A 24569-nucleotide genomic window follows, 5' to 3' on the forward strand; every position below is an offset into this window, starting at 1 on the left:
TGCAGGCATTCCGCTGAAGGCTTGTGACCTCAGCGCCTGTCAGGGACCGAGTTCCGCTCCAGCACTTCCTTCATCCGCTGGCGGCGGGCGAAGTCACGACCCAGCGGCGGCCTGTGGATGCGTTGCACGAGGATGGACCAGATAGCGGCCCCCACCCCGACGACGACCGGTATCAACAGCCAGACCAGTGCTCCCACGGGTACGCCTCCTTCGGGTCGTGTGCGGACGCCTTTCCGACCTCCGGTGGGATAAACGGGATGAGTCCTGGCCTGCTGGCCCAGCGGGGCGTGTTCGTGACGAACCCCCGGCTCGGCTCCCTTCGACACATGCTCCGTTTGGTTCTGCGCGGCAGGTGTGGCCCGAACGGCCCTGTCGGGTACCCGGCGCGGCGGCAGAGGGTAGGGCGTGCAGACCGGCATGCACGGCACCCGGAGCCCTGCCCCGACTCGGAAAGGATCCTCGATGTCCGTCGACACGCAGCAGAGGCCCGTCCAGCTGGAGGAGGATGAGCTGAGGTCGCTGGACGCCCACTGGCGCGCCGCGAACTATCTGTCCGTCGGCCAGATCTACCTCATGGCAAACCCACTGCTCACCGAGCCTCTGCGCCCCGAGCACGTCAAACCGCGGCTGCTGGGCCACTGGGGCACGTCGCCTGGCCTGAACCTGGTGCACACCCACCTCAACCGCGTCATCAAGGCCCGCGGCCTGGACGCCCTGTGTATCTGGGGGCCGGGTCACGGTGGTCCGGCCGTGCTGGCCAACTCCTGGCTGGAGGGCTCGTACACCGAGACGTACCCGGACGTCACCCGGGACGCGGCGGGCATGGCGTGGCTGTTCAGGCAGTTCTCCTTCCCCGGCGGGGTGCCCAGCCACGTCGCACCGGAGACGCCCGGCTCGATCCACGAGGGCGGCGAACTCGGCTACTCGCTCTCCCACGCCTACGGGGCCGCCCTGGACAACCCGAACCTGCTGGTCGCCTGCGTGATCGGCGACGGCGAGGCCGAGACCGGGCCGCTGGCCGCCTCCTGGCACTCCAACAAGTTCCTCGACCCCGTCCACGACGGCGCTGTCCTGCCGATCCTGCACCTCAACGGCTACAAGATCGCCAACCCCACCGTGCTGTCCCGCCTGCCCGAGCACGAACTCGACGACCTGCTGCGCGGCTACGGACACGCCCCCATCCACGTCACCGGCGACGACCCGATGACCGTCCACCGGGCGATGGCCGCCGCGATGGACGACGCGCTGGAACGCATCGCGGCCATCCAGAGCAGTGCCCGTGAGGACGGCGTAGTGGAGCGGCCGCACTGGCCAGTGATCGTGCTGCGCACCCCCAAAGGCTGGACCGGCCCTGCCGAGGTCGACGGCCTGCCCGTGGAGGGAACCTGGCGCGCCCACCAGGTACCGCTCGCCGCCGTACGGGACAACCCCGAGCACCTGCGGCAACTGGAGCAGTGGCTGCGCTCCTACCGGCCGGAGGAGCTGTTCGACGAGCACGGCGCCCCGCGCCCCGAGGTACTCGCCTGTATCCCCGAGGGCAGGCGCCGGCTGGGTGCCAACCCCCACGCCAACGGTGGCCTGCTGCTGCGCGAGCTGCCCCTGCCGCCCCTGGAGAAGTACGCCGTCGAGGTCGACAAGCCCGGCGCCACCCTGCACGAACCCACCCGTGTTCTCGGCGACATGCTCCAGGACGTCATGCACGCCACGAGCGGGCGGCGCGACTTCCGCCTCGTCGGCCCCGACGAGACCGCCTCCAACCGGCTCCAGGCGGTCTACGCGGCCAGCGGCAAGGCCTGGCAGGCCCAGGTGCTCCAAGTGGACGAGCACCTCGAGCGTCACGGCCGGGTGATGGAAATCCTGTCCGAACACACCTGTCAGGGCTGGCTGGAGGGCTACCTCCTCACCGGCCGGCACGGACTGTTCTCCTGCTACGAGGCGTTCGTCCACATCGTCGACTCGATGGTCAACCAGCACATCAAGTGGCTCCGCACCACCCGACGCCTGCCCTGGCGCGCCCCCATCGCCTCCCTCAACTACCTGCTCACCTCACACGTGTGGCGCCAGGACCACAACGGCTTCTCCCACCAGGACCCCGGCTTCGTCGACCACATCCTCAACAAGAGCCCCGAGGCCGTGCGGGTCTACTTCCCGCCGGACGCCAACACCCTGCTGTCGGTCGCCGACCACGCCCTGCGCAGCAAGGACTACGTCAACGTGATCGTGGCCGGCAAGCAGCCCTGCTTCGACTGGCTCTCCATCGAGGAGGCGAAGGTCCACTGCGCACGCGGCGCAGGTATCTGGGAGTGGGCCGGCACCGAGGACAGTACCCGTGAACCGGATGTCGTGCTGGCCTGCGCCGGCGACGTCCCGACCCAGGAGGTGCTAGCCGCTGCCCAACTGCTGCGCCGCCACCTGCCAGAGCTGGCGGTAAGGGTCGTCAACGTGGTCGACATCGCCCGGCTGCTGCCGAGCGAGGAACACCCGCACGGCATGAGCGACTTCGAGTATGACGGCCTGTTTACCACCGACAAGCCGGTGATCTTCGCCTACCACGGCTACCCGTGGCTGATCCACCGCCTGGCCTACCGCCGCACCGGCCACCGCAACCTGCATGTGCGCGGCTACAAGGAGATCGGCACCACCACCACGCCGTTCGACATGGTCGTCCGCAACGACCTCGACCGCTACCGCCTCGTCATGGACGTCATCGACCGCGTCCCCGGCCTCGCGGTCCGCGCAGCCGCCGTACGCCAGCAGATGGAGGACGCCCGCCAGCGCCACCACGCCTGGATTCGCGAGCACGGTATGGACCTGCCCGAGGTCGCCGACTGGACGTGGGATGGCTGACCAGCCGTCTTACGTCCCCGACGCCCCGGCCGCCCGACAGGGCAGCCGGGGCGTGCGGCGCGCACGATCCCTACGTGAGAGGTACGCCGAGATGAGTCAGTCCGTAGCCGAGGTACGACACCACCCAGCGGTGATCGCTCATCACAGCAGGCGTGCCGAGGACATTCAGCTACGCGTCGCCGACGCCATCACCAAGTTCGCCGGCTCGATGACGTTCGTCTACATCCACGCCGTCGCCTTCGCGGCCTGGATGCTGCTCTTCGAGTCCAGCCCCTGGCCCACGTTGACCCTGGTGGTGTCACTGGAAGCGATCTTCCTGTCCACGTTCGTCATGATCGGACAGAACCGGCAGGCGGCCTTCCAGCAGATCAAGGCCGACCACGACTTCGTCGAGCAGGAGTTGGAGCTCAAGACCAATACCGAGCTGACTCGGGCCATCCACATGATGACCACGGAACTCCACAGGCGTCTGATCGACGGCGGCGGCGACCCGTAGCCGCCAACGCGTCTCGGCGACGTTCGCGTCTTGGCTGGCCGGAATACAGGCTGCCCGTTGTCAAGAAGCGGTGGTGAAAGCCCGCCGGTTGAGGGGAAGTTGACTCTAGGGAGCCGTTCTCCCAGTTCCCTTGCGTCGAAGCCGCTGCCTACCCTCAGATGAATCGATCATGCGCCTGAGTCCTCAGCCAGCCCGCAGCCACATCCGCACCTACCGCACGCGAGGACATGCCGTCGTCGAATTGCGGGGAGAGATCGACATCGTGGCGGCGGACGAGATCATCCCGGTTCTGGACACCGTCACCGAACCGGCCGCTCCCTCCGTCATCGTCAGTCTCCTTGATGTGGACTTCTTCGACTGCTCCGGTCTGCGCCTCCTGTGCCGCGCCCGCCGCAGGGCCGACGAGCGCGGCGGACAGCTGGTGCTCGTGTGCACACACCCTCTGACCCTGCGCATCCTGCACATCGTCCGCCTGACGGTGATGTTCCCTGTCTACGAGACGCTCGACGAAGCCCTCGATCGGCGGGAAGCGTCAGCCTGTTGAGGAGAGCGGAACGACCCACTCGACGACGGTGCCGCTCGGCTGGTTAGCGGAGACGCTGAAGCTGCCGCCCAACTCCTCCGCGCGCTTACGCAGGTTGGCCAAGCCGCTGCGGCGGGTGATCGCCGGGTCGATTCCGCGGCCGTTGTCCGCCACATGCAGCCGCAGAGCGGAGTCGGTGACCTCGACGCCGACGTCGACGCTGGTGGCGTGCGCGTGCCGGGCGGCGTTGGACAGGGCCTCGCCGAGCACGGCCAGCAGTTGCTCGGCCTGGTCGGCGGACACGGCCGTGTCCAGCAGCCCGGTCATGCGGAGCGCGGGGGCGAAGCCGAGCAGCTCGGTTGCCTGTTCGGTGGCCGCCACGAGTTGCGCGCGCAGTCCACTGCCGTGCCGGGTCTGGTCGTGCTCGCGCAGACCGTAGATGGTCGAGCGGATGATCTTGATGGTGTCGTCCAGGTCGTTCACGACGCGCTGGATCCGTTCGCTGACCTGCGGCCGGTCAGTGACTCGACCCAGCGTGGACTGCAGGGACAGCGCGCCCGCGAACAGCCGCTGGATGACCAGGTCGTGCAGGTCCCGGGCGATCCTGTCGCGGTCGTTGAGTACGACCATGCGTTCGGTATCGCGCCGGTGCTCGGCGACGTCCAGGGCCAGTGCGGCCTGGTTGCCGAACCCGGTGACCATGTCGATGACGGCGTCGGTGAAGAGGGCGCCGCCTGGTACGTTCGCGACCTGCAGCACGCCGCGGACGTGCTCGCGGGTGCCGAGGGGGACGAAGAAGGCGGGTCCGAGCTCCACCACCGAGGCGCTGCCGCCCTCCGCGCGCGGGTCGGCGCTGACGGCCTCGCTGGTGATCGTCTCTCCGGACGTGTAGACCTTGGCGGCCAGAGTTGAGGCAGGCAGCAGCAGCCCACGGACCTCTTCGGCCGGCGCGCCCGAGGCGGCCTCGATGACGAGTTCGCCCTTGTCGCCGACCGGCACGGCCAGGGTGACCATGTCCGCACCGGCGATCTCGCGCACGGTGGCAGTGAAGGAGTCCAGCACGGCGGCAGGCTCCGCGCCGGACAGGAGGCTGCGGGTCAGTTCGTTGCTGGCGGCCAGCCACCGCTGTCGGCGGTGGGCGTCGTCGTAGAGTCGAGCGTTGTCGATCGCCACGCCGGCCGCTGCGGCTAGGGTGCGCAGCACCGCCTCGTCGTCGCTGTCGAACTCCGCGCCGCTCTTCTTGTTGGTCAGGTACAGGTTGCCGAAGACCTGGTCGCGTACGCGGACGGGGGCGCCGAGGAAGCTGGTCATCGGCGGGTGCCCGTCCGGGAAGCCGACGGATGCCGGGTGATCCGCCAGGTTGGCCAAGCGCAGTGGCTCCGGGTGGCGGATGAGCAGGCCGAGGATGCCCTGGCCACGCGGGTAGTGGCCGATCCGGGCGATGGCTTCCTCGTCGATGCCGACGGTGACGAACTGCTTGATCGTGCCTTCCTCGCCCAGCACGCCGAGAGCCCCGTACTGGGCGTCGACCAGGGCGACCGCCGACTCCACGATGCGGTGCAGCACCACCTCCAGGTCGAGGTCGGAGCCGACCGCCAACACCGCGTCGAGCAGCGTGTGGACCCGGTCCCGGGCCGCCCGGACCTGCGCGACCTGCTGCTGTAGGTCGTCCAGCAGTGCGTCCAGCCGCAGCTGTGGAGACATCCCGGACGTCTCCACCTCACGCGAACCCTGCGCGCGTTCGTCCACCACAGCTCTCCTCACCGTCTCGCGGCACACCCCCCAAGCATGCCCGACGAGCCGAAGCCGTTGGACGGCACCCGGCGGTTTGCATCGGCGCGGCTCACGAGCGGTTGGCTGCTGGTGGGACGTCGCACGGCTTGGCCCGGTGACATCGGGTGTTACATGGATAAGAGTCCCGATTCGGGCTGTCTCGGATGCCGTCGTACAGGGGAGAGTCGGGCAACATCCAGTAGGCATCCGATAGACGGGCGAATCTTGGCCGTGGCTGCCGGTCCACGTCGCTGCTGATCTGCTGCATGAAGCTTTCAACGATCTACGGGGTGGCGGGCGACCGCTCATTTTCAGACGTCGGTGAGCGCCTGCGCCATGGGTGAGGTGCGGAGAGCCGCCCCGTGACGTCGATGGCGCGGATCGGCAGGCAGGAACGTCTGCCCGGGCTACCTGTGCGGTGTGCGCAGGGCGAGGATGGCCAGGTCGTCGTGTCCGTCGCTGGGATGGTGGTCCACGAGGGCTGTACACAGATCTTTGACGGGCAGGTGGGCGTGGGCAGTGGCCACTGCGCGGAGGGCCCGCAGACCCGTGTCGATGGACCGTGCAGGGTGTTCCACCAAGCCGTCCGTGAAGAAGATCAGAGTGGCGTCCGCCGGCAGGGGGCAGTTGTGGTCGGGGCGGGGCTGGTCGGTGTCGACGCCCAGGGGCACACCGGGCTCCGCGTGTAGATACACGGCCTGGTCATCGGGGGTGATCAGCAGTGGTGGGAGGTGTCCCGCAGTGCTCCAGCGCAGCGTCCAAGTGTCGGCTTGGGGCTCGATGCGGGCCAGGCAGGCCGTGGTCAGGGGGTTGTCGGTGATCGCCTGCAACGTGCGGTCGAGCTGGCAGAGGACGGCGCTCGGCGGGGTACGCCGGTCGTAGAGCAGGGCGCGCAGCATGTGACGGGTCTGAGCCATGGCGGCCGCCGACTGAAGGTCATGACCGACGACATCGCCGATGACGGCGGCGCAGGCGCTGTCGGGGAGAAGGACGGCGTCGTACCAGTCTCCGCCCAGGTGCGCGGGAGCTGTGGCCGGACGGTAGATGGCGGCGGCTGTGAAAGGACGCAGGTCCGGCAGTTGCGGCAGCAGGAGGCGCTGGAACTGCTCGGCTCCGCTTCGCACCTGAGTGAACAGCCGGGCATGATCGATGGCGACTCCCGCGGCACCGGCAAGGGCTACCACCACCGCTTCGTCCTGTCTGTCGAAGGGCTGTCCGTCGTGCCGCTCGGACAGGTACAGGTTCCCGTAGATCTCGCCGCGCACGGTGATCGCCACCCCCAGCAGGGTGCGCATCGGCGGATGTCCTGGCGGGAAGCCTGCTGCGAGGGGGTGGGTGGGGATGTCGTCGACCCGCAGGGGTTCGGTGTGGTGAATCAGCTGCCCCAGGAGCCCTCGGCCCTGCGGCTGCCCGACCTCTGCCAGGTCGGCCCGCTCCCTCTTGCTGAGGCCGACCGCGATGAACTCGGACAGGCCCGTGCGCTGCTCGTTCACGACGGCCAGAGCGCCGTAGCGGGCACCGACAAGTTCCATCGCGGTGCTCACGATCTGGCGCAGCACCTCTGGCAGTTCCAGTTCCCGGCTGATCTCCAGCACAGCGTCCAGCAGGCCCTGCAAACGTTCCTGGGCGCGGGCGAGCGCGTTGAGCTGCTCTGTGACGCGCCCTGGCTCGGCGTCCACGCGCAGGTGCTGTCGGGGCGGGAGCGACTGTCGGTCCGGCTTCATGGCGCCCCTTCGTGACGGAGCGGGCAGCCCGGTCGTCACGGGGCTGCAGATTCCACGATAGGGCTGGTCATCGCCCTTCGCCGGAAGGGCCTCACCCGCCGGACCGACTCGTGCCGAGCGGGGCTCGGTGGCCCTTGCAGCAGGGCCGTCCGGCCCGTCGCACGTACGCCGGCGGCGAGCGACGATGGATGCCGAGAGATCTGCCGCCGCGGGCCTCGTACTGCGGATGACCTGGGAAGGCGAGGCAGAAAATGATGTTCTGGTATGGCCACGGCATGAACGGCTGGGGCTGGTTCGTGATGTCGCTCAGTACGCTGCTGTTCTGGGCGCTGATCATCACAGTCGGCGCCCTGCTCTTCCGGGCTCTGGCCCGCCCCGCCCCTCCCCGCGAAGGTCACAGCTCCTGGCAGAAGACGCCTCCGGGGACCGGCCCTGAACAGATCCTCGCCGAGCGGTACGCGCGCGGCGAGATCGACGACGAGGAGTACCACCGCCGTCTGGCCACCCTCCGTGGATCACCCACAGACGCGGCCAGGCCCTCAGCCCTGTAGCCGATCGCCCCACCGCGGCTGAAGTCATAGAAGCGGGAAGCCCCCGCCCATCGTCGCAGCCGCGGTCCCGAGACCGGCCCGCTCGGCCACCCGAGTGCCGGACCAGATGGGGCGGCACGCCGCTCGTGACACGTTCGACTACGGATTCACCCTTGAGGAGACGGTGGTGATCATGCGAGCTGAACTCGGCGATCAACTCGTCATCGAAAGTCCGAAGACGGGCACCACCCGGCGCGACGGAGAGATCGTCGGACTGCACCATGCGGATGGAACACCGCCGTACGACGTGCGCTGGTCGGACACAGACGAGGTGACGCTGGTGTTCCCCGGGCCCGACGCGCACGTCCGCCATCTCCAGCACGCGCCGGGGAGTACCAACGAGCCTTCCGGGCGGATCACTGCGGAGAGGGGAGGCGAGTCCGACAGCACTCCACGGGAGGCGGGACCGAGCCCCGGCGACCTCGGCCGGCGTGTGGCTGCCGAGCGTGAGCGACAGGGCTTGAGCAGGGAAGAGACTGCCCGCCGCGCTGCGATGGCTCCGGACTACCTCGCGTACCTGGAAGAACGCCAGGCCGATCCGAGCCTGGCGACGCTGATCCGGCTGGCCTCGGCGCTTGGTACCAGCGTCGCAGCCCTGCGTGGGGGCGGTATCGATCTGCCTCCGGGTCAGGGACACGCACTTCTGCACCCCGAGCTTCGGGACCTCAGCCCCGACGAATGCCGCGCTCTGCTCTCCACGCACGGTGTGGGGCGTGTAGCGGTGTCGACCCCCGAGGGGCCAGCGGTCGTCCCGGTGAACTACGAGGTCATCGAGGACGCGATCGTCTACCGGACGATGCCCGACTCAGTGCCCGCGGCGGCTGTGGGCGCGGAGGTCGCCTTCGAGGTCGACCATGTGGACGAGGCGATGAGCCAGGGCTGGAGCGTTCTCCTCGTCGGTCCTGCGCGAGTCGTCACGGAGCACGACGTCGTGCGACGGCTGGCCGAGCACGTCCACACCGAGCCGTGGGCGGGCGGCAAGCGTGAGATGTGGGTGTCGATCCAGCCCAAGCGGCTCACAGGCCGCCGCATCAGGCCGGCCGACCAGTGAGAGGCTGCCTGTCCACGCATCCGTCACCGCGTGCTCTTTGGCCCAGCCGGTGTGGCGGGCTTGCCGGTCAGTTGCGCCTCGACATCAACCACGCCTTCGACGGCACGGGCGAGACGCGTAGCAACCGAGACGAGCGAGGTGTCGCGGAGCTCTCCGCGGAGGGTGACGACTCCCTCGTGCACGTGCACATGGATCGTGTGACTGAGGGCGGGGAACAGGCAGGACACCACGGTGCGGCGGACCTCTTCCGCGATGTCCTCGTCCGACCGCAGGAACACTTTCAGCAGATCGCCTCGGCTGACGATGCCCTGCAGCGTGCCCGCGTCGTCGACCACGGGCAGCCTCTTGAAGTGGCGCACGGCCATGATCCGGGCTGCCTGAGCCAAGGTGGCCCCGGGGGACACCGTGACCGCAGGGGCGCTCATGAGCTCCGCTGCAGTCACCGCCCTCGCCTTGGCGACTTCGCACTGTCGCCCGAGTTGGTCACTGAGACCCGAGGCGCTGTCACGGAACTGCTCCTTGGGCAGCAGATCGGCCTCGGAGACCACACCGATGACGCGTCTCTCGCCATCCAGGACCGGCAGTGCACTGACCTTCCACTGCTCCATGGTCCGGACGATCTCCTTGAAGGGCGCGTCGCGACCGACAGCCACGACAGTCAGGGTCATCACATCGCGCACCAGGCGCGGAGTCGCGGGCATCTCAGACCTCCTCCACTCGCCTCATCACAGCACCGGGCCTGCGCGCTGTACAGGAAGGCGCTTCGCCTTGGTCCTCGCGGCCGTATGAGCCCACCATCTCTGCAAACCGGCGGGGTGGCACGCGGGGCGAAGACGGCCCGATCCATGGCGGCGGCGAGCACGTGCCTTACGCTCCGAAATCGGGGCAAAATCGGGTGGCTGATGCGAGGATCCTCATCTCCTGGGGTTGCCGAGGCTGCTTTACGGAACGGGCCCGTGGGAGACGAGCATGGCGTGGTTGGTCTCGCTGGTAGGGGTTGGGCTGGTCATGGCCGCCTTGCGAGATCTGTTCCATACCCTCTGGCACCCCACCCGCCATGCCGGCCTGAGCCGCCTCGTCATGACTGGGATGTGGAGACTGGCCCGGCGCCTGCGCGCCCGCAGACGCGTGGTCGGCCTCGTCGGCCCTCTCGCCATGGTGACGGTGGTCGGTCTCTGGGCCGCCGTCATCATCCTCGGCTGGGCGATCATCTACTGGCCCCACATGCCGGGGGCTTTCACGCTCACCCCCGGTTCCAGGGCAGCGCAGCAGCCGGCACTCCTCGACTCCGTCTACCTGTCACTCGTTACCGTCGCCACCCTCGGGCTGGGCGACATCACACCCGCCGCAGGGTGGCTTCGCCTGATCTCGCCGCTGGAGGCGCTCGTCGGCTTCGCCCTCCTGACCGCCACGGTCTCCTGGGTGCTCGAGATCTACCCCGCGCTGACCCGCAGAAGGGTGCTGGCCATCCGGTTGGCGCTCCTGCGCGACTCGGCTCCGACGACCGAGCAGCTTGACAGCGTCGCCGGGGCGCTGCTGCTGGACAGCTTGGCCACCGAGGTCGTGCGCGTCCGCATCGACTTCACCCAGTACGCCGAGGCCTACTACTTCCATGACGGGGAGGACCACTCCTCCCTGGCGGCCATCCTTGGGTACGCCTCAGCCCTTGCCCAGCGCGGCCAGGCCGCGCAGCGGCCGGACGTCCGACTGACCGGAGACTTGCTCGCCAACGCACTGGAAGACCTCGCCGACATCCTTGACCAGCGTTTTCTCCACACGGGCGGACCATCGGCGACGGTCTTCGCCGCCTACGCCGCTGACCACGGGCGCAGCGTCACTCAACCCTGACTTTGCCTGGTTCGGGCGTGAGCTGTATTCAGAGGTCCGAATCGGCCATGGCTGACTCGCGCTCTTCTCTGCTTGCCGCGTGTTGTCGACACTCTCGTTCAGAACGGTGCGGGGGAGGTTGAGATGGCTACGCGGCGTGGACGGATTCCGGTTGGCCGTCGCCGATGGAGGGTGGGGGCAAGGCAGATCGTGCTCGGCGGTGGCGGGCTGCTGCTCGTACTGGTGATGTTCTGGTCTGAGGTGTGGCCCTACGTCGTAGGAGGCGTACTCCTTTCCGGTCTGGCCGCAGCGGGCTGGTGGCTGTGGCGTACGGACCGGAGGGTGCGTGCCCGGGACTGTCGGTGGCGGCGGGAAGAGTCGGTGAAGGCCGGGCGGCGGGCCCTGGCCGACGTGGACGCGATGACCGGAACCGAGTTCGAGGAGCTGGTCGCCGCCCTGTGCCGCCGGGACGGGTGCACAGAGGTCCGGCGGGTGGGCGGTTCCCACGACAACGGCGCCGACGTCCTTGGTCGGCTTCCTGACGGCCGGACGATGGTGATCCAGTGCAAGCGGTACGCGCCCAGCAGCACCATCGCCAGCCGTGAGTTACGTGACCTGCTGGGTGCCAAGGTGCACTTCCAGGCCGACGTCGCGGTGTTCGTGACGACCACCAGGTTCAGCCGGCCCTCCGAGAGGTTCGCGGTGGAGCACAGCATTCTTGCCATCCACCGCGATCACCTCGGTCTGTGGAACAACGGGGCGTCCCTGCTGTCGCTGAGCCGTGTCAACGGTCGCGGTCAGGGAGACGCCCGGCACCGTACGCGCTGGAAGCAGGCCTACGGGAAGTGAACAGCGCCGCGGGCCCGCCTCAGAGTCGGCTGGTGCTGGTGTCGTAGAGCCTCCACGCCGGGTACCGCAGGGCCGCGCCGCCCTTCTCACCGCCGTCGAGGAGCTGGCGGCGACGCAGCATCAGACGCAGGTGGCGTGCCTCGTCACTGCCGTCGTCCGGGCCACGATCGAGCAGTACGGCGCTTGGGCCGGCAGCGTCTGGATGGCGTATCAGTACGTCGGCGGGGTGCCCGTTGACGCTCTCGCCGAGCGTCACTGTCGTTCCAGGCTGCGTGGACATGACCTGGTAGAGACGCCGCACGAGGTCGTCTCCCTCCCGGGCGTCGATCCTGGAGCCGCTGGTGGTGGCGGCGTTGAGGAGTTCGGCGGCGACGCCCCCGCGAGCGCGCCAGAGGTTCATGTCGCCGACCACGATGAGGTGGCTGCGCGCTCGTGTGATGGCGACGTTCCAGAGGTTCAGCTGGCCGTGGACCCAGCTGATCGCGCCGTCGTGCATGCCCTCACCCGCGACGAGGGAGAAGACCATGACGTCGCGTTCGCCGCCTTGGAAGGTGTGCACGGTGCCGACGCGGACGCGTTGCCGGTCGTACTGCTTCAGTCGGCCCCGGAGTTCGTCTGCCTGTGGCTTGAAGGGTGTGACGACACCGATGGTGGCCTCGTCCGGCAGTTGCTCCAGCAGCGCGCGGACGAAGCTGTCCACCTGCCGGATCTCGTCGTGGTTCACCCAGGAGCTGCCGTACGGGGGCCGGGTGGCCCGTCCCGGGACGTGCGACCAGAAGATCGGCTGCCTGGGCAGGGACGGTCGGCCGCGAGTGTCGGTGAGGACGGTCAGTCCCTGGTCGTAGAAGAGGTCGTTCGAGACGGCGGCGATGTCCGGGTGGCAGCGGAAGTGCTCGTCGAGGAGGAGCGTGCCTCCCGCGGCACGCTCGGCGGCGTGGAACGTGGAGTGGCGGCGGTAGGCGAGGCGGTGTTTCTCCAGCCAGTCGGAGCGCAGGCCCGTCTTGCGGCGGATCAGAGCCTCCCTCTCGGGGCTGATCTTCGCGATGTGGGGAAGCTGCATCGCGTCCCCGATGACCAGGGCGCGCCGGGCCCGGAAGAGCAGGGGCAGCACGTGGGGGATGGCGCACTGGCTGGCCTCGTCGATGATGACCAGGTCGAAGAGTGCGGGCCCCAGAGGAAAGCGGCGAGCGGAGAGACTGGTGACCGCCCAGCCGGGTGCCGCGGGAAGTACTTCGCGGACGGCGGGCCAGTCGGTGCGGTTTCTGTCCCTGGCGCTCAGAAGGCTGAGGATGCGTTGGCGCCCGCTGCGCGCATTGGTTCGCACCGTGCTTTCCAGGAGTGTGCGTGAGGCGGACTGCACGCCAGCTTCGGCGGTGCCGAGCGTCGCAGCGAGGGCCGTGTCATCGACGTCGGCGACCTGTGCGTATCCGCTTCGCCAGGATGCTTCGGCGGCCGCGAAGCCGGCGAGAGCAAGGCAGCCCTCCACGCGGTCGCCTTCGAATGTGCCCAGGCCCGTCTTGTGGAGGAAGCGGGCGCGCCGCCACGAGCCGAAGACTCGTGCGTGAGCGAGCCGTCGCGCCTTGGCCTCCAGCTCGTCCAGGCGCTCGGTCTGCGACAGCTTCTCGGCGAGCTCGGACACCGGCAGTCCGAGCTGTTCGGCGTGCTCCTCACGCATTTGACCGGCCTGCAGAAGGTCCTTCTCGGTCCTGGCGACTTGGGCGAGGTCGCGGCGAGCGCGCGTCAATTGCTCGACGGCGATGTCGACGTCCATGGACGCCGTGCTCACGTTGGGCACGGGGTCCGGCGCAGTGCGCAGGGCCTGGAGCCCTGCCGCCTCGGTCTCGACGTAGTTCCCGGTCTTGGCCCGGGCCGAGCCGGTGCGTATGACACTTCCCGGTACGAGCTTCTCGCACCGGCGCCAGACCTCGTCCACGGCCTCGTTGTTGTTGGAGGCTACGAGAACCGTCTGCCCGCTGGTCACCGCTGTGGCGACGAGATTGGCCACAAGCTGGCTCTTTCCGGTGCCGGGCGGTCCGGTGGCGACGGTCAGACGCCGGGTCATCGCGGAACGCAGCACGGCAGCCTGGGCCTCGTTGCAGGGCAGCGGCGTCACCAGACGAGGCGGCTCGGGCTCCGACAGGGCCAGCGCGCGGGTGCGCTCCGACGGGTCGGGGGAGAGGGCGGCAAGCGCCGTCGCCTGGATGCGGTCCGTTGTTCCCGCGATGTCGGCGAAGTCGTCGAGGAGCTTCTTCGTGTAGGCGGTATCGGGCAGCGCCGCGAAGAGAACGGCGGCGTTGCGAGCGCCGTGGCCGGGTGTGTGGATGTCGATGCGGTCGGCAAGCTGATCAGGATGGAGCTCCTGGACGCACGGTATCTCGAACTCCTCCATCAGGAGTTTTCTCGCCTCGACGGCCAGGCGGTCGTGCTGGCCGCGATGCCAGGTCGGCTGGAAGGTGTCGGCGAGCTGCGCGGCCTCCTCCTCGCCCAGCCAGTCCCGGGCCAGCTGGGGGTGCGGCTGGACGGGACCGTAGGGCTTGAGCCGTACCTGGCCGTCCTGGGAGACGATCTCCACGCGGCGGATCAGCAACGGGGCGAACTTTGGGTGCCGCCAGGGCTGGCCGCCGCGCGGTCCTGTCACGACGACGGCCGGGTAGCCGGCCCAGAGCTCGGCCTCCTGCTCGGTGGCCGACTCGATCAGCGCCTCCGCCTCCGCGGGGACGGGGACGCAGCCGTCGTCCTCGACTTCGCCGGACAGGAAACGCTCCGTGCCGGAGAGACAAACGTACGAGGTCTCACGGTCGCCCACCGACATAAGCGGCGTCTCGGTCTCGTCGGACAGCAGGCACTCGCGGTAGTAGTCCAGAAGCCGCGGCCAAGTTGGCTGAGACCGTGCGGACTTGCGAGTGGGTCCCTGATTTGGCTGTTCGGCGGACGAGGTGGGTTGGCGTGTGAGAGGGGCGAGCAGCGGCGCGGCGCCGAGGGGACAGTCGGCGATGACAATGCGGTCGTCCACCGCGTGCGCAAACTTGACCGGGACCTGACGGGCGCCTTGGGCTCGCATGCGCCGGTTGACGTAGTGGAAGAGATCTTCCACCGACACGTCGCCCTTGCCGTCCTTGCTCACCTTGCCTGTGCGCAAGGCCTCGATGACCTCGGCGGTGAAGGCGGACGGACGTACCTCGCCGGTGCTGGCCGTGTCGGCGTACGAATCCTCACCGGCCCGTGAGGAGGAGAGCACGTAGACGCCGCGGCTGGTCAGCAGGGGCTGTTCCTGCTCGGCGGACTTCGCGACCGACAGGGGCTGCCGGTCGGAGGTACGCAGACCCACGGCGAAGCCGCCGCTGCGGCAGCAGTCGATCATCATGATCTTCTGTGCGGCCCAGCCCTGCTCCAGCTGTTCGTTGACGAAGCCGGCGCTGACGCCGGTCTCGGCGATCCGGTCGAAGTCGGTGTCTGTGGCGATGAAGTGGAACTCCCCGCCGTCGCGCACGAGCCGGGTGCCGTGTCCGGAGAAGTACACCAGAGCCAGTTCGTCCGGCTCGCATTCCTCCATGAACTCGCTGATGACCATTCGCATGTCGTCGGCCGTCAGGTTGTCCCGGGAAGTGATGGAGCCGAACCCGCCAATGTTGCGGTGCCTCAGGACCTGCTCCAGGCCCCAGATGTCCGCCCGAGTGGACGGCAGGGGCAGGAAGCGGCTGTCGTCATAGTGCTCGTTGCCGATCAGCAGGGCCCGGCGCCTGACGAGTCGCGTCACTCCCCGCCGCCCTCGGGCCCGCCGGACCGGTCGGGGCTCACCTTGTCCAGGAAGTCGCGGACCACGCGCTCCTGGGCAGCGTCTGGACGGCCCGTGATGGCGACGGAGTGCCCGTCGTAGGTGACCTCGACCTTGCGGTGCCGTTCCTTGGCGCACCACTCCTTGATCGCGGTGATCAGGACCTGGGAAGCAGGCCTGGCGATCGCGGTGGCGGTGGTCGCCCACAGCGCGACGTCGCCGACACCGGCACCCTTGTGACCGGGCTCGGTCGACGCCTGGCCGTCGACGAACCCGACCTCCAGGTCCTCCGCCTCGTCCAGGGCGACGTACAGATCACGCGTGAGCCGCTCCTGCCGCAGCGCGTCCCCACCGGCCGGCACCACGAGGTACCACCGGCGCCCCCCGTCCCCCATTCACCACTCCTTGCTGTCGATCCGTTACCTGCGATGACTCTGGCACGAAGATGCCCCCGGCAATGGCTCAACAGCCATCCGCAGGGACATCATTCGGCCACCCGCGCCAGCCGGCACCTACGCCCCCCGTCCGGTGCCGCTCAGAGCGCGGTGAGATGGCGGCGCTTCCGGGGCTGTTCGGGCAGCAGACGCATCGCCATGACGGAGCCGTCCGCTCGCAGGGAAACCGGCCCTTCCCAGTCCTTCTGGTCGCGCAATGCCTTATGCCACCTGGACCGAAGCTTGTACGCCTCGCGCCGGTACTGCTCCACTCGCCCGTCGCGCAGGTGGTCGAAGAGGCTGGCCTCGAGACCTGAGAACGCCTCGACCCGGGTGCCGTTCAACCGGAAGACATGGTCCGTGCCGACGAAGGTGAAGCCGCCGATCTCGTGATCGATGTCCTGCACGATTCCCGTACCGGCATGCGTGAAGCCCTCGAAGTGACGTCGGCCTTGTCGCTCCGTCAGGTATCGGGCGGTGGGCTCGCCGCCGCCTGTGAAGCCCATCAGCCCGGCAGCTCCTGCACGAACCAGGGCGGTGCGGAACCACGCGTACTCGTCCGCCAGCACCTGGAAGCCGCTCACGCGCTGTTCGTCCTCGCCCTCGCCACCCGGTATACGGACGTCCGGATAGAAGTTCCGGTCGTCGAGCGCGTGGTCCGCGTCCAGCGCATCAGGCGCCACAGTGAGCGAGCCGTCGCCTGGGGTGTGCAGGACGTGGACGGTGATGCCGCCCTGCCCGAGCAGTTCCGTGGAGGTCACCAGGGTCGGCGTCTGGTTCCACGGGCCCACATGCACCGCCTCCACCTGAGCCGATGCGTTCGCCAGCTGGGTGTGCACGTACTGCGTCTTGCCGTGCGTGCCCTTGCACGCGATAGGGATGACCTTCGACGGTTCGCCAGGCTTCCACGCCTCCAGGAAGAAGTCGGGCCGCAGCCGTACCCAGTCGCGCCGTTGCACATCCTTGCCCACCAGCGCCCAGCCCGCCTGCAGAGCGATGTCCGCGTCCACGATCGAGACCACGTGGTCTGGGTAACGCCTCCTGAGGGCGCGCTCGGCGACAGCGAGCGCGAACCCGATGCCCAACTCGCCGGACTGGACGGTCTTGTAGTGACGCCTCGGATTCAGCCCTTCCTCCGACAGCTTCATGTACCTTCCGGAACTGCCGTCCAGCGCCTGGCAGTACTTCAAACAGCCCCAGTGCTCGGCCAGCCCACGCCCGGCACCCTGCCGGGACAAGACGGTTGCACGCCCCAGCGCATGCAGCACCTCCCACGGCATGAGCTTGACGGACGGCCCCACCTCGGCGGCTGGCAGGGCCTGCAGCTCCGGCTTCCGGCGAAGCGGTTCACGTCCCTCCTGGCGCCGCTCCTTGTCGTCCTTGGCGGCAGCGTCCGCGACGGCCCCCGCCAATCCGCTGGTTGAGTGGACCTGGACACTCCAGGACTGCACGAGCTCCTCGAGCACCTGTGCTGCTTCTGCCACGGTTTCTCCCCCTACGTCGCATCGGTGGCGTCACGACAAGATCGAGACGCTAAGCCGGTTGTGAGGGGCGCACACAAGGGGACATACGCGCTCAGAGTCCGAAAACAGATCCCGGAAGTGCGGTCATGCTGCTGCGTGTCGGGGAGGCAGCCAGGAGTCGAACGCGGATCGACAGTTCGAACGGCGGTACAGGAAGTTTCTGGGAATTGGCCGAATCCCCTGACGGGCCGAGCCCGTCCGGCCTGGAGGTCGGCTGGGCCGCGCAGCAATCGAACGGGGTCTGCGGCGCGTGTTGGAAGCATCGGCAACGGGGGTTGAAGGCAGGGTCGTTGGCGAGGCAACGAAGTCCCTTGGTGTCACGCGGACTTGGAGGGCGACCCTTATAAGAACTGGACCGCATCTGCGGTAGCATTCTTATAAGATCACGTCTTGTCTGTCGAACCCGGAGGTTGAATGGCCGTCCTCGCCGTCGCTGCGCCCGACCCTGACGACTATCGCGCGCAGCTTGCCGCCCTCGGCACCAAGCTGGAGTACCTGCACCCGGCCCTGCGGGCCGGCGAGATCGCCCGCCGTACCGCGACGCCGAACCATCCGGCCAACACGCCTGGCACCCGGGCGTACCAGGAGCACGTCCGGATCATTCGTGAGATGCACATCCAGCACGAGGGCTGGAAGCGGCTTCTGCACGACCACCTGGAACTGGTCTGCAATTCCGACAAGACGATCGCCATCGGCGTCATGATCGGGGACGCGGCGACGGGCGAGCGTGCGAATCCTCCCCGGAACCTGCACAGGCGCGGCGCCGCCACTGCACGGGCCGCCGAGGTCAACGCCCAGCTCGAACTCTTCCCTCATCCGATGCGGCGCGACGAGATCGTCCTGAGTGCCGAGGAGACTGATCGACTCCAGATCTGGTTCCTTGTCTCGTACCGGATCGAGGTCGGCGAGAAGGTCCACATCCACAACGAGCTGTCGCTGCCCGGAGAGGTCGTGAACGGCTACGTCACGAAGTGGAAGCGGCGCATCCCTCTCCCAGTCCTCGAAATGGACGGAATCGAACCGCCGTACGAAGATGGACCCGGCGAGATCGACATCCCCGTCGACTTCCGCTGATCGTCCGTCCTGGTGCGGCACTGTTCTGTCAGTGCCGCACCCTGCACCACCGACAAACGAGGCAGTCCACCATGGTGACTCCATCACGCATCACGCTGGCCCGGAAGCGCCGGGGACTGACCCTCGCACAACTCTCCAAGCGGGCCGGTGTGTCCCTGCAGAGTCTGTCGAACTACGAGACAGGGCGTACGTCGCCTCGAACGCCTACCGTCCGGCGGATCGCCGAGGCGCTCGATTTTCCGGAGCAGTTCTTCAGCGGCCCGGAGGTCGACGAGCTGCCTGCAGAGGGCATCTCGTGGCGTGCCCGAACAAAGACGCCACCCCGTGTTCTGGACTCGGCACGGGCGGCGGGCACCCTTGCCGCGCAGTTGTACGACTGGATCGACGAGCGTTTTCACCTGCCCGGGCCAGACCTGCCATCCCTGGGCAAGCCGGACCCTGAGACAGCCGCGGAAATGGTGCGTACCCGCTGGGAACTGGGCAACGCTCCAGCACCCAACATGGTCCACCTGCTGGAAGCGCACGGCGTTCGGGTCTTTTCCCTGCCGCCGGACTCACTGGAGGTGGATGCCTTCGCCGTGTGGCGAGGCAGCGTCCCGTTCGTCTTCCTGAACACGATGAAGTCCGTCGAGCGCAGCAGGTTCGACGCCGCCCACGAACTGGGCCACCTGGTGATGCACGCCAGTGGCGAGCGTCCTTGCAGCGGGCCCGAAGCCGAGCGGCAGGCGAACGACTTTGCCAGTGCTTTCCTGATGCCGGCCGCCAGCGTGCTCGGACACATGCCCGCCGGAGCTCGGGTCGACCAGATCCTCCAGGGCAAGCGCATCTGGAAAGTCTCTGCGATGGCGCTGACGTACCGGATGCACGACTTGGGCCTGCTCACCGACTGGCAGTACCGCTCCACTTGCGCCGAGCTGAGCGCGCGCGGATACCGCACCGACGAGCCGCAGGGGCTGAAGAAGCGGGAGACGTCGCAGATCCTGACCAAGGTCTTCCAGGGGCTGTGGTCCAAGGGCATTCGCCCCGGTGACGTGGCCGATGAGCTTGGCGTCACGGGGGAGGAGATGCAGAAGATGCTCTTCGGGCTGACCAAGACGGCAGTGGTGGGCGGCGGCGAACCCTTCAGTGAGCACAAGGCCGGCAGGACACTGAGCTTGGTGCACTGAGCGGACCGTCGACGTGCGGCTTCACGAGTGAGGGTTCTGACCCACCCGTACCCTTGTGCCTGCACGCGGCTGTGATTCAAGGGCGCATGGGGAGAAGGAAGGCCAGTCGGTGGATGGCCGGGGTGTCGTCGACCCCTGGGAGCGCCAGAGCCATGAATCTCCCCAGGCGTTCGAGGCGTTCGCTCTGTACCGGGATCTCGGCCCAGCCCGGAGTGTCACGAAAGTGGCACAGGAGTTGGGCAAGTCCCGGACGCTCCTGGGGCGGTGGTCGAAGCAGTACACGTGGGTGATGCGGGCGGCCGCGTACGACCGCGAGCAGGACCGCGTGTTCCTCGCCGAGCAGCGCCAGGCGCGCCGTGACATCGCCCGTCGTCACGCCAAGCTGGCCCAGGCATTTCTCGGGAAGGCTGTGGCTCGGCTGCAGGGCCTGGACCCGAGGGAGCTGACGCCGGGCGAGCTGCTGCGCTACTTCCAGGTTGCGGCCGAGGTCGAGCGCAGGGCCGTAGGCGAGGAGTCGTCACTGGCGTCCGCGGCGGACGGTGCCGAAGGGGCGGACGTCATGCAGCTGGGCGATGAGGACCGTCGGAGCCGGATGGAGCAGCTGCGGCGTGAGCTGGAGCGGCGGCTGTCGGAGGGCGAGCGGTGAGCGGCGGGTGGTCGAAGCGTCGTGCGATTGAGAGTCTGCCGGACCCGCGCGGCATGAGTTTGGATCAGCTTCGTGGGGAGGTTGCTGCTCTCATCCGGGCTGATGAGGTGTCGGCGCGGCGGTGGGCGTGCGAGGTGCCGGACTGTGACGGGCTGCCGCACGAGGGATGGCTACATCACCACGCGCGTGCGGCGCAGCGTCAGCCGTCGTGGCTGTGGGGCCTTCCACCTTGATCGTGGACACCTCGACACTGGATCTTGAGTCCAGGGAGAGGAGTCCCAGGTGGGGACCTACAAGTACCCGGTGGAGTTCCGGGCCGACGCGGTGGCGCTGGCCCGTTCGTCGGGCCGGCCTGTCTCACGCATCGCCGCCGAGCTCGGCGTGAACCACGAGACGCTGCGGCAGTGGATCAAGGCCGCGGAGAAGGCCGAGAGGCCCGAGGCGATCGCGGAGTCCGCGAAGGACGCGGAGATCGCGGCCTTGCGCAAGCAGGTCCGCGAGCTGGAGATGGAACGTGACATCCTGCGTCGGGCGGCCAAGTATTTTGCGGGCGAGACGAACTGGTGAGCCGCTTCGAGTTCGTTGCCGACCATCGCGACGCCTTTGGCGTGAAGCGGCTGTGCACCGTGCTGAATCTGTCCCGGTCCGGGTTCTACCGGTGGCTGAAGACCGCCCCGGCGCGCGCAGCGAAGAAGGCCGACGACGCCGCGCTCACCCGGCGGATACGCAAGGTGCACACAGAGTCCGGGAAGACGTACGGGGCCAAGCGGATCACCGCCGAACTCCGCGCGGGCGGTGTGATGGTGAACCGCAAGCGCATCGAGCGACTCATGCGCCAACACGGCATCCAGGGGCGGAGGTTGAAGCGGCGGCACCGCACCACGATCCCGGACCCCGCCGCCCAGGCGGTGCCCGATCTGCTGCGGCGGAACTTCACCGCGTCCGCCCCCGACCGGGCCTGGGTCGGTGACATCACCTATCTGCCCGTCGCCGGCGGGAAATTCCTTTATCTGGCCACTGTCATCGACGTGTTCTCTCGTCGCCTGCTGGGCTGGTCGATGGCCGAGCACATGCGGGCCGAGCTCGTCATCGACGCGCTCAACGCGGCCGTCCGCACTCGCGGTGGACAGGGGGACGGCATCATTTTCCACAGCGATCACGGGGCTCAGTACGGGTCGAAGGCGTTCGCCGACGCCTGCCACCAGGCCGGGATTCTCCGATCCATGGGAGCGGTCGGCACCTCCGCGGACAACGCCGCCGCGGAGTCGTTCTTCGCCTCGCTCAAGCGGGAGATCCTTCCCGACCGGCGCGGCTGGCCGAGCGAACGAGCCGCCCGGCTCGCGGTCTTCCGCTGGCTCGGCTTCTACAACCACCGGCGCAGGCACTCCACAATCGGCTACCTCGCGCCGGTCGCCTTCGAACAGAGATCAACTACGCTGGCCATCGCTGCATGACAACCGGTGTCCGCGATCAAGGTGGAAGCCCCGACATTCGCAGCCGACTGATCAGCAGCGAGTCTCGCGCAGACCCGCAGCAGCAAGTCCCATGAAGCATCTGCCTGTTGCGCGTCAACCAACACCGATCGCAGCAACCCACGAGCTTCCCGTTCGTCCGACCCATCCGGCTCGACGTCCAGTACCACTACGTAGCAACAGGAGAGGAAGGCCCGAAGTTCCGCAGCAGAAGGACCAGCGCCTGTGACTCCCTCCCACGCACGCTCCACATGGGTCGCAAATACCTCGTAAGCGGAGGTCTGATCCGCGTTCAAGACCAGATCACTTACAGCCTTGGAAGGATCGGCAGCACGCAAGCGGTCTAGGACCCTCGGCAGGTCACTCCGGACTTTCCTGGACGCGGCGGGGGACGTGGCCAGGACCAGATGGTCTTCAGCGTGCCCAGGCTGATGGTGCTGTCGGACGAACTGCTCGACCGTCTTCGCGAGCTCGCTCGACCCGCCCTGAGAGAGATCGATCGAGCGTTTGGCCTGCACTGCCAAGACGATCCCGTCCGTCGTGCTGACGAAACAGTCGTCAACGGGCTGACCCGTCTCGCACGCAACGCGTCGTACCTCACCCTTCCACACGCGCCGAACGGGAGCCGCGGCCGTACCTGCCAGAGCATGGGTGCAGAACCATGCTGTCACTCGATGCTGGTAATCAAAGCCGCCAGCTCCAGCACTGCCGCCAGCGTCCGACCTCGAGAAATTCGTTCCGCTCACGTACTGCCCCCGGCCCTCATCGCGCTCTCGCAATTGGACCACGCTGCGATGTCCATGGGTGGGGCGTTTGATTCACAAGGAGTCGCGAGCCTGTCCGAACGCTCTGGGCTGTGAGAGGACGTCATGGCCTACGGCACCGGCCACAGAGGAACCGCCCCGAGTGCTGGGGAGGAGCCTCTGCGCTTTGGAATGCTGTTCCGCTGCTCTCTTGTTCGGGGCACCACCCACGCGCAGCGGTGACCAGCGGCCTCGTGCGCGGTGAAGCGCCTCAGCATGCCTCAAGGCGCTCAGGTACCCGCCAGGGGCCCCGGACGGCGCCCAGGGACCCGCAAGAGGCCAGAACGACCGGCTAAGATCAGGAAAGGGCAGGGGGGCACCGCATGAACATGTGGCTATGACCTGCGAAAACAGGAAGTGCGGGTTGCGTCCATGGAGATGGTGTACGGGTTCGACCTGATCCGGGGGTTTGCTCCGGCGTCGGGATGATGCCCGCATAGATGAACGGCCACCGGCTGATCTTCGAGGTGTCGAAGCCCGAAGGAGATCAGCACGATGACCGCACCCGACAGTCTGCCCCTGCACGCTCTCGCGGAAGACAACCTCGCCGCGGCGAGTCCCGATCTGCTGCGCGCGATGGTCAAAACGTTCGCCGACGCGCTCATGTCCGCGGAGGCCGACGCCCTCTGCAACGCCGAATACGGGCAGGTCAGCGCCGAGAGAGTCAACCACCGCAACGGATATCGCCGGCGCGAGTGGGACACCCGCGCCGGCACCGTCGAACTCGCCATCCCCAAGCTCAGGTCCGGCAGTTACTTCCCGCACTGGCTACTGGAACGACGACGCCGGGCCGAGCAGGCCCTCATCTCGGTGGTCGCCACCGCCTACCTGCTCGGTGTCTCAACCCGCCGCGTCGAGAAACTTGCCGAGTCCCTCGGCGTCACGCAGCTGTCGAAGTCCCAGGTGTCCGCGATGGCCAAGCACCTGGACGAGCAGGTCGCCGCCTTCCGCAACCGGCCACTGGAGGCCGGACCCTACTCATTCGTCTGGGTCGACGCGCTGACCCAGAAGGTCCGCGAGGGCGGCCGCGTCATCAACGTCCACGCCCTGATCGCGGTCGGCGTCAACGCCGACGGGCACCGCGAGATCCTCGGCCTGGACGTCGCCACCGCCGAGGACGGCGCCGGCTGGCTGGCCTTCCTGCGCTCGCTGATCGCCCGCGGCCTGACAGGCGTCCAGCTCGTCATCTCCGACGCTCACGCCGGCCTGGTGGACGCCATCGGCGCCGTGTTGCCCGGCGCCTCGTGGCAGAGATGCCGCACCCATTACGCCCGCAACCTGCTCTGTCAGGTCCCCAAGTCCGCCCAGCCCTGGGTCGCCACGCTGCTACGGACCGTCTTCGAACAACCCGACTCCGATGCGGTGAAGGCCCAGCTGCGGCACGTCCTCGACGCCCTGGAGGCCAAGTTCCCCAAGGCCGCCGAACACCTCGACGCCGCCCAGCACGAGCTGCTGGCCTTCACCGCCTTCCCCCGCGAGATCTGGCGGCAGATCTGGTCGAACAACCCGCAAGAGCGGCTGAACAAGGAGATTCGCCGCCGCACCGACGTGGTCGGGATCTTCCCCGACCGCTCCGCCGTGATCCGCCTGGTCGGTGCGGTGCTGGCCGAGCAGAACGACGAGTGGACCGAGACCCGCCGCTACATGGGACTCGACCTGCTGGCCAAGGCGCGCCTCCACCCGATCGGGTCAGAAACCGACGAGACCGTCCTGCCCACCGAACTCACCGCATAGCCTCAAAACGAGATCACCGAGTGGCCGTCGATACACCACTCCAGCGGACGTGACCGATCCCGGCGCGTCCGCTGGAGTGGTGTATCGAAGGCCACTGGGCGGTCTCGTATGTGGCTATGCAGTGGGTTCGGTGGGCAGGGCGGCCTGTCTCGCCGATTTCTGTCCCGATCGGGTAGGGGCGGGCCTTGGCCGGCAAGGCCGAGTCCCATGCAGCGGGGCCTCCATCCACTCTTCGTTCAGGTCGGTCGGCAGCGCGCCTTCC

The 24569-nt window shown here is 68.1% G+C and carries 19 protein-coding genes; 12 read left to right on the forward strand and 7 right to left on the reverse strand.

Going from position 1 to position 24569, the window contains the following annotated elements; genetic code table 11:
- Nucleotides 1-29: 29 nt before the first annotated feature.
- Nucleotides 30-197, reverse strand: a complete 168-nt coding sequence (locus OG956_RS25265) for a hypothetical protein (protein ID WP_330340275.1) — start codon at nucleotides 195-197, stop codon at nucleotides 30-32.
- Nucleotides 198-462: 265 nt separating this feature from the next.
- On the opposite strand from OG956_RS25265, the gene OG956_RS25270 reads away from it, so the two are divergent.
- The 3 genes from OG956_RS25270 (at nucleotide 463) to OG956_RS25280 (ending at nucleotide 3887) form a co-directional block, all read left to right on the forward strand.
- The gene (locus tag OG956_RS25270) at nucleotides 463-2847 is read left to right on the forward strand and encodes a phosphoketolase family protein (protein ID WP_330340276.1); all 2385 of its coding nucleotides are present in this window, start codon (nucleotides 463-465) and stop codon (nucleotides 2845-2847) included.
- Nucleotides 2848-2938: 91 nt separating this feature from the next.
- A complete protein-coding gene (locus tag OG956_RS25275) occupies nucleotides 2939-3343 on the forward strand; it encodes a DUF1003 domain-containing protein (protein WP_330340277.1) in 405 nt (134 codons plus the stop codon).
- A gap of 169 nt (nucleotides 3344-3512) precedes the next feature.
- Nucleotides 3513-3887, forward strand: coding sequence for an anti-sigma factor antagonist (locus OG956_RS25280; protein ID WP_330340278.1), 375 nt, complete (start codon nucleotides 3513-3515; stop codon nucleotides 3885-3887).
- Here the strand turns inward: OG956_RS25280 and OG956_RS25285 are convergent.
- Both OG956_RS25285 and OG956_RS25290 read right to left on the reverse strand, forming a co-directional pair.
- On the reverse strand, nucleotides 3876-5570 hold the full coding sequence (locus OG956_RS25285; RefSeq protein WP_330340279.1) for a sensor histidine kinase: 1695 nt from the start codon (nucleotides 5568-5570) through the stop codon (nucleotides 3876-3878). The genes OG956_RS25280 and OG956_RS25285 overlap by 12 nt on opposite strands.
- A 476-nt stretch (nucleotides 5571-6046) precedes the next feature.
- The gene (locus OG956_RS25290; RefSeq protein ID WP_330340280.1) at nucleotides 6047-7363 is read right to left on the reverse strand and encodes a PP2C family protein-serine/threonine phosphatase; all 1317 of its coding nucleotides are present in this window, start codon (nucleotides 7361-7363) and stop codon (nucleotides 6047-6049) included.
- Nucleotides 7364-7614: 251 nt separating this feature from the next.
- Between OG956_RS25290 and OG956_RS25295 the strand changes: the two genes are divergently transcribed.
- Both OG956_RS25295 and OG956_RS25300 read left to right on the forward strand, forming a co-directional pair.
- The gene (locus tag OG956_RS25295) at nucleotides 7615-7914 is read left to right on the forward strand and encodes an SHOCT domain-containing protein (RefSeq protein WP_330340281.1); all 300 of its coding nucleotides are present in this window, start codon (nucleotides 7615-7617) and stop codon (nucleotides 7912-7914) included.
- Nucleotides 7915-8086: 172 nt separating this feature from the next.
- Nucleotides 8087-9004 carry a DUF1918 domain-containing protein gene (locus tag OG956_RS25300; protein ID WP_330342941.1) on the forward strand — a complete coding sequence of 306 codons (918 nt, stop codon included), beginning with the start codon at nucleotides 8087-8089 and terminating at the stop codon, nucleotides 9002-9004.
- 23 nt (nucleotides 9005-9027) lie between these two features.
- Here the strand turns inward: OG956_RS25300 and OG956_RS25305 are convergent, their stop codons facing one another.
- Entirely contained in the window at nucleotides 9028-9705 is a 678-nt protein-coding gene (locus OG956_RS25305; protein WP_330340282.1) for a CBS domain-containing protein, read from the reverse strand.
- A 268-nt stretch (nucleotides 9706-9973) separates the two neighbouring features.
- Between OG956_RS25305 and OG956_RS25310 the strand changes: the two genes are divergently transcribed.
- The gene (locus tag OG956_RS25310; protein WP_330340283.1) at nucleotides 9974-10852 is read left to right on the forward strand and encodes a potassium channel family protein; all 879 of its coding nucleotides are present in this window, start codon (nucleotides 9974-9976) and stop codon (nucleotides 10850-10852) included.
- A gap of 171 nt (nucleotides 10853-11023) precedes the next feature.
- Nucleotides 11024-11680, forward strand: a complete 657-nt coding sequence (locus tag OG956_RS25315; protein ID WP_330340284.1) for a restriction endonuclease — start codon at nucleotides 11024-11026, stop codon at nucleotides 11678-11680.
- 19 nt (nucleotides 11681-11699) lie between these two features.
- Here OG956_RS25315 and OG956_RS25320 read toward each other — a convergent pair whose 3' ends face one another.
- The 3 genes from OG956_RS25320 to OG956_RS25330 all read right to left on the reverse strand — a co-directional run bounded on the left by OG956_RS25320 (nucleotide 11700) and on the right by OG956_RS25330 (nucleotide 17373).
- Nucleotides 11700-15437 carry a caspase, EACC1-associated type gene (locus OG956_RS25320; RefSeq protein ID WP_330340285.1) on the reverse strand — a complete coding sequence of 1246 codons (3738 nt, stop codon included), beginning with the start codon at nucleotides 15435-15437 and terminating at the stop codon, nucleotides 11700-11702.
- Nucleotides 15434-15850: a hypothetical protein gene (locus OG956_RS25325; protein WP_330340286.1), complete on the reverse strand. Its 417-nt coding sequence runs from the start codon at nucleotides 15848-15850 to the stop codon at nucleotides 15434-15436. The genes OG956_RS25320 and OG956_RS25325 overlap by 4 nt, the downstream gene beginning before the upstream one ends.
- A 140-nt stretch (nucleotides 15851-15990) precedes the next feature.
- A complete protein-coding gene (locus tag OG956_RS25330; protein WP_330340287.1) occupies nucleotides 15991-17373 on the reverse strand; it encodes a hypothetical protein in 1383 nt (460 codons plus the stop codon).
- A gap of 453 nt (nucleotides 17374-17826) precedes the next feature.
- Here OG956_RS25330 and OG956_RS25335 point away from each other — a divergent pair, with 453 nt between their 5' ends.
- The 5 genes from OG956_RS25335 (at nucleotide 17827) to OG956_RS25355 (ending at nucleotide 24307) form a co-directional block, all read left to right on the forward strand.
- Nucleotides 17827-18486, forward strand: coding sequence for a hypothetical protein (locus tag OG956_RS25335; RefSeq protein ID WP_330340288.1), 660 nt, complete (start codon nucleotides 17827-17829; stop codon nucleotides 18484-18486).
- 71 nt (nucleotides 18487-18557) lie between these two features.
- On the forward strand, nucleotides 18558-19652 hold the full coding sequence (locus OG956_RS25340; RefSeq protein ID WP_330340289.1) for a helix-turn-helix domain-containing protein: 1095 nt from the start codon (nucleotides 18558-18560) through the stop codon (nucleotides 19650-19652).
- A gap of 223 nt (nucleotides 19653-19875) precedes the next feature.
- A complete protein-coding gene (locus OG956_RS25345) occupies nucleotides 19876-20298 on the forward strand; it encodes a hypothetical protein (protein WP_330340290.1) in 423 nt (140 codons plus the stop codon).
- A gap of 282 nt (nucleotides 20299-20580) precedes the next feature.
- A protein-coding gene (locus tag OG956_RS25350) for an IS3 family transposase (RefSeq protein WP_443065564.1) occupies nucleotides 20581-21752 on the forward strand; the annotation gives its coding sequence in 2 pieces (ribosomal slippage) (nucleotides 20581-20845 and nucleotides 20845-21752; 1173 coding nt in all).
- Nucleotides 21753-23068: 1316 nt separating this feature from the next.
- Nucleotides 23069-24307, forward strand: coding sequence for an IS256 family transposase (locus OG956_RS25355; protein WP_330340291.1), 1239 nt, complete (start codon nucleotides 23069-23071; stop codon nucleotides 24305-24307).
- The last annotated feature ends 262 nt before the right edge of the window (nucleotides 24308-24569 follow it).

Origin of the sequence: Streptomyces sp. NBC_00557 (assembly GCF_036345995.1) — a bacterium.
Classification (GTDB): Bacteria; Actinomycetota; Actinomycetes; order Streptomycetales; family Streptomycetaceae; genus Streptomyces.

Coding starts and splice junctions, on each gene's coding strand:
- OG956_RS25285 (WP_330340279.1), bottom strand. CDS start 5,570: ATGTCTCCACAGCTGCGGCTGGACGCACTGCTGGACGACCTACAGCAG.
- OG956_RS25335 (WP_330340288.1), top strand. CDS start 17,827: ATGGCCGTCCTCGCCGTCGCTGCGCCCGACCCTGACGACTATCGCGCG.
- OG956_RS25295 (WP_330340281.1), top strand. CDS start 7,615: ATGATGTTCTGGTATGGCCACGGCATGAACGGCTGGGGCTGGTTCGTG.
- OG956_RS25325 (WP_330340286.1), bottom strand. CDS start 15,850: ATGGGGGACGGGGGGCGCCGGTGGTACCTCGTGGTGCCGGCCGGTGGG.
- OG956_RS25270 (WP_330340276.1), top strand. CDS start 463: ATGTCCGTCGACACGCAGCAGAGGCCCGTCCAGCTGGAGGAGGATGAG.
- OG956_RS25290 (WP_330340280.1), bottom strand. CDS start 7,363: ATGAAGCCGGACCGACAGTCGCTCCCGCCCCGACAGCACCTGCGCGTG.
- OG956_RS25280 (WP_330340278.1), top strand. CDS start 3,513: ATGCGCCTGAGTCCTCAGCCAGCCCGCAGCCACATCCGCACCTACCGC.
- OG956_RS25310 (WP_330340283.1), top strand. CDS start 9,974: ATGGCGTGGTTGGTCTCGCTGGTAGGGGTTGGGCTGGTCATGGCCGCC.
- OG956_RS25340 (WP_330340289.1), top strand. CDS start 18,558: ATGGTGACTCCATCACGCATCACGCTGGCCCGGAAGCGCCGGGGACTG.
- OG956_RS25300 (WP_330342941.1), top strand. CDS start 8,087: ATGCGAGCTGAACTCGGCGATCAACTCGTCATCGAAAGTCCGAAGACG.
- OG956_RS25275 (WP_330340277.1), top strand. CDS start 2,939: ATGAGTCAGTCCGTAGCCGAGGTACGACACCACCCAGCGGTGATCGCT.
- OG956_RS25355 (WP_330340291.1), top strand. CDS start 23,069: ATGACCGCACCCGACAGTCTGCCCCTGCACGCTCTCGCGGAAGACAAC.
- OG956_RS25305 (WP_330340282.1), bottom strand. CDS start 9,705: ATGCCCGCGACTCCGCGCCTGGTGCGCGATGTGATGACCCTGACTGTC.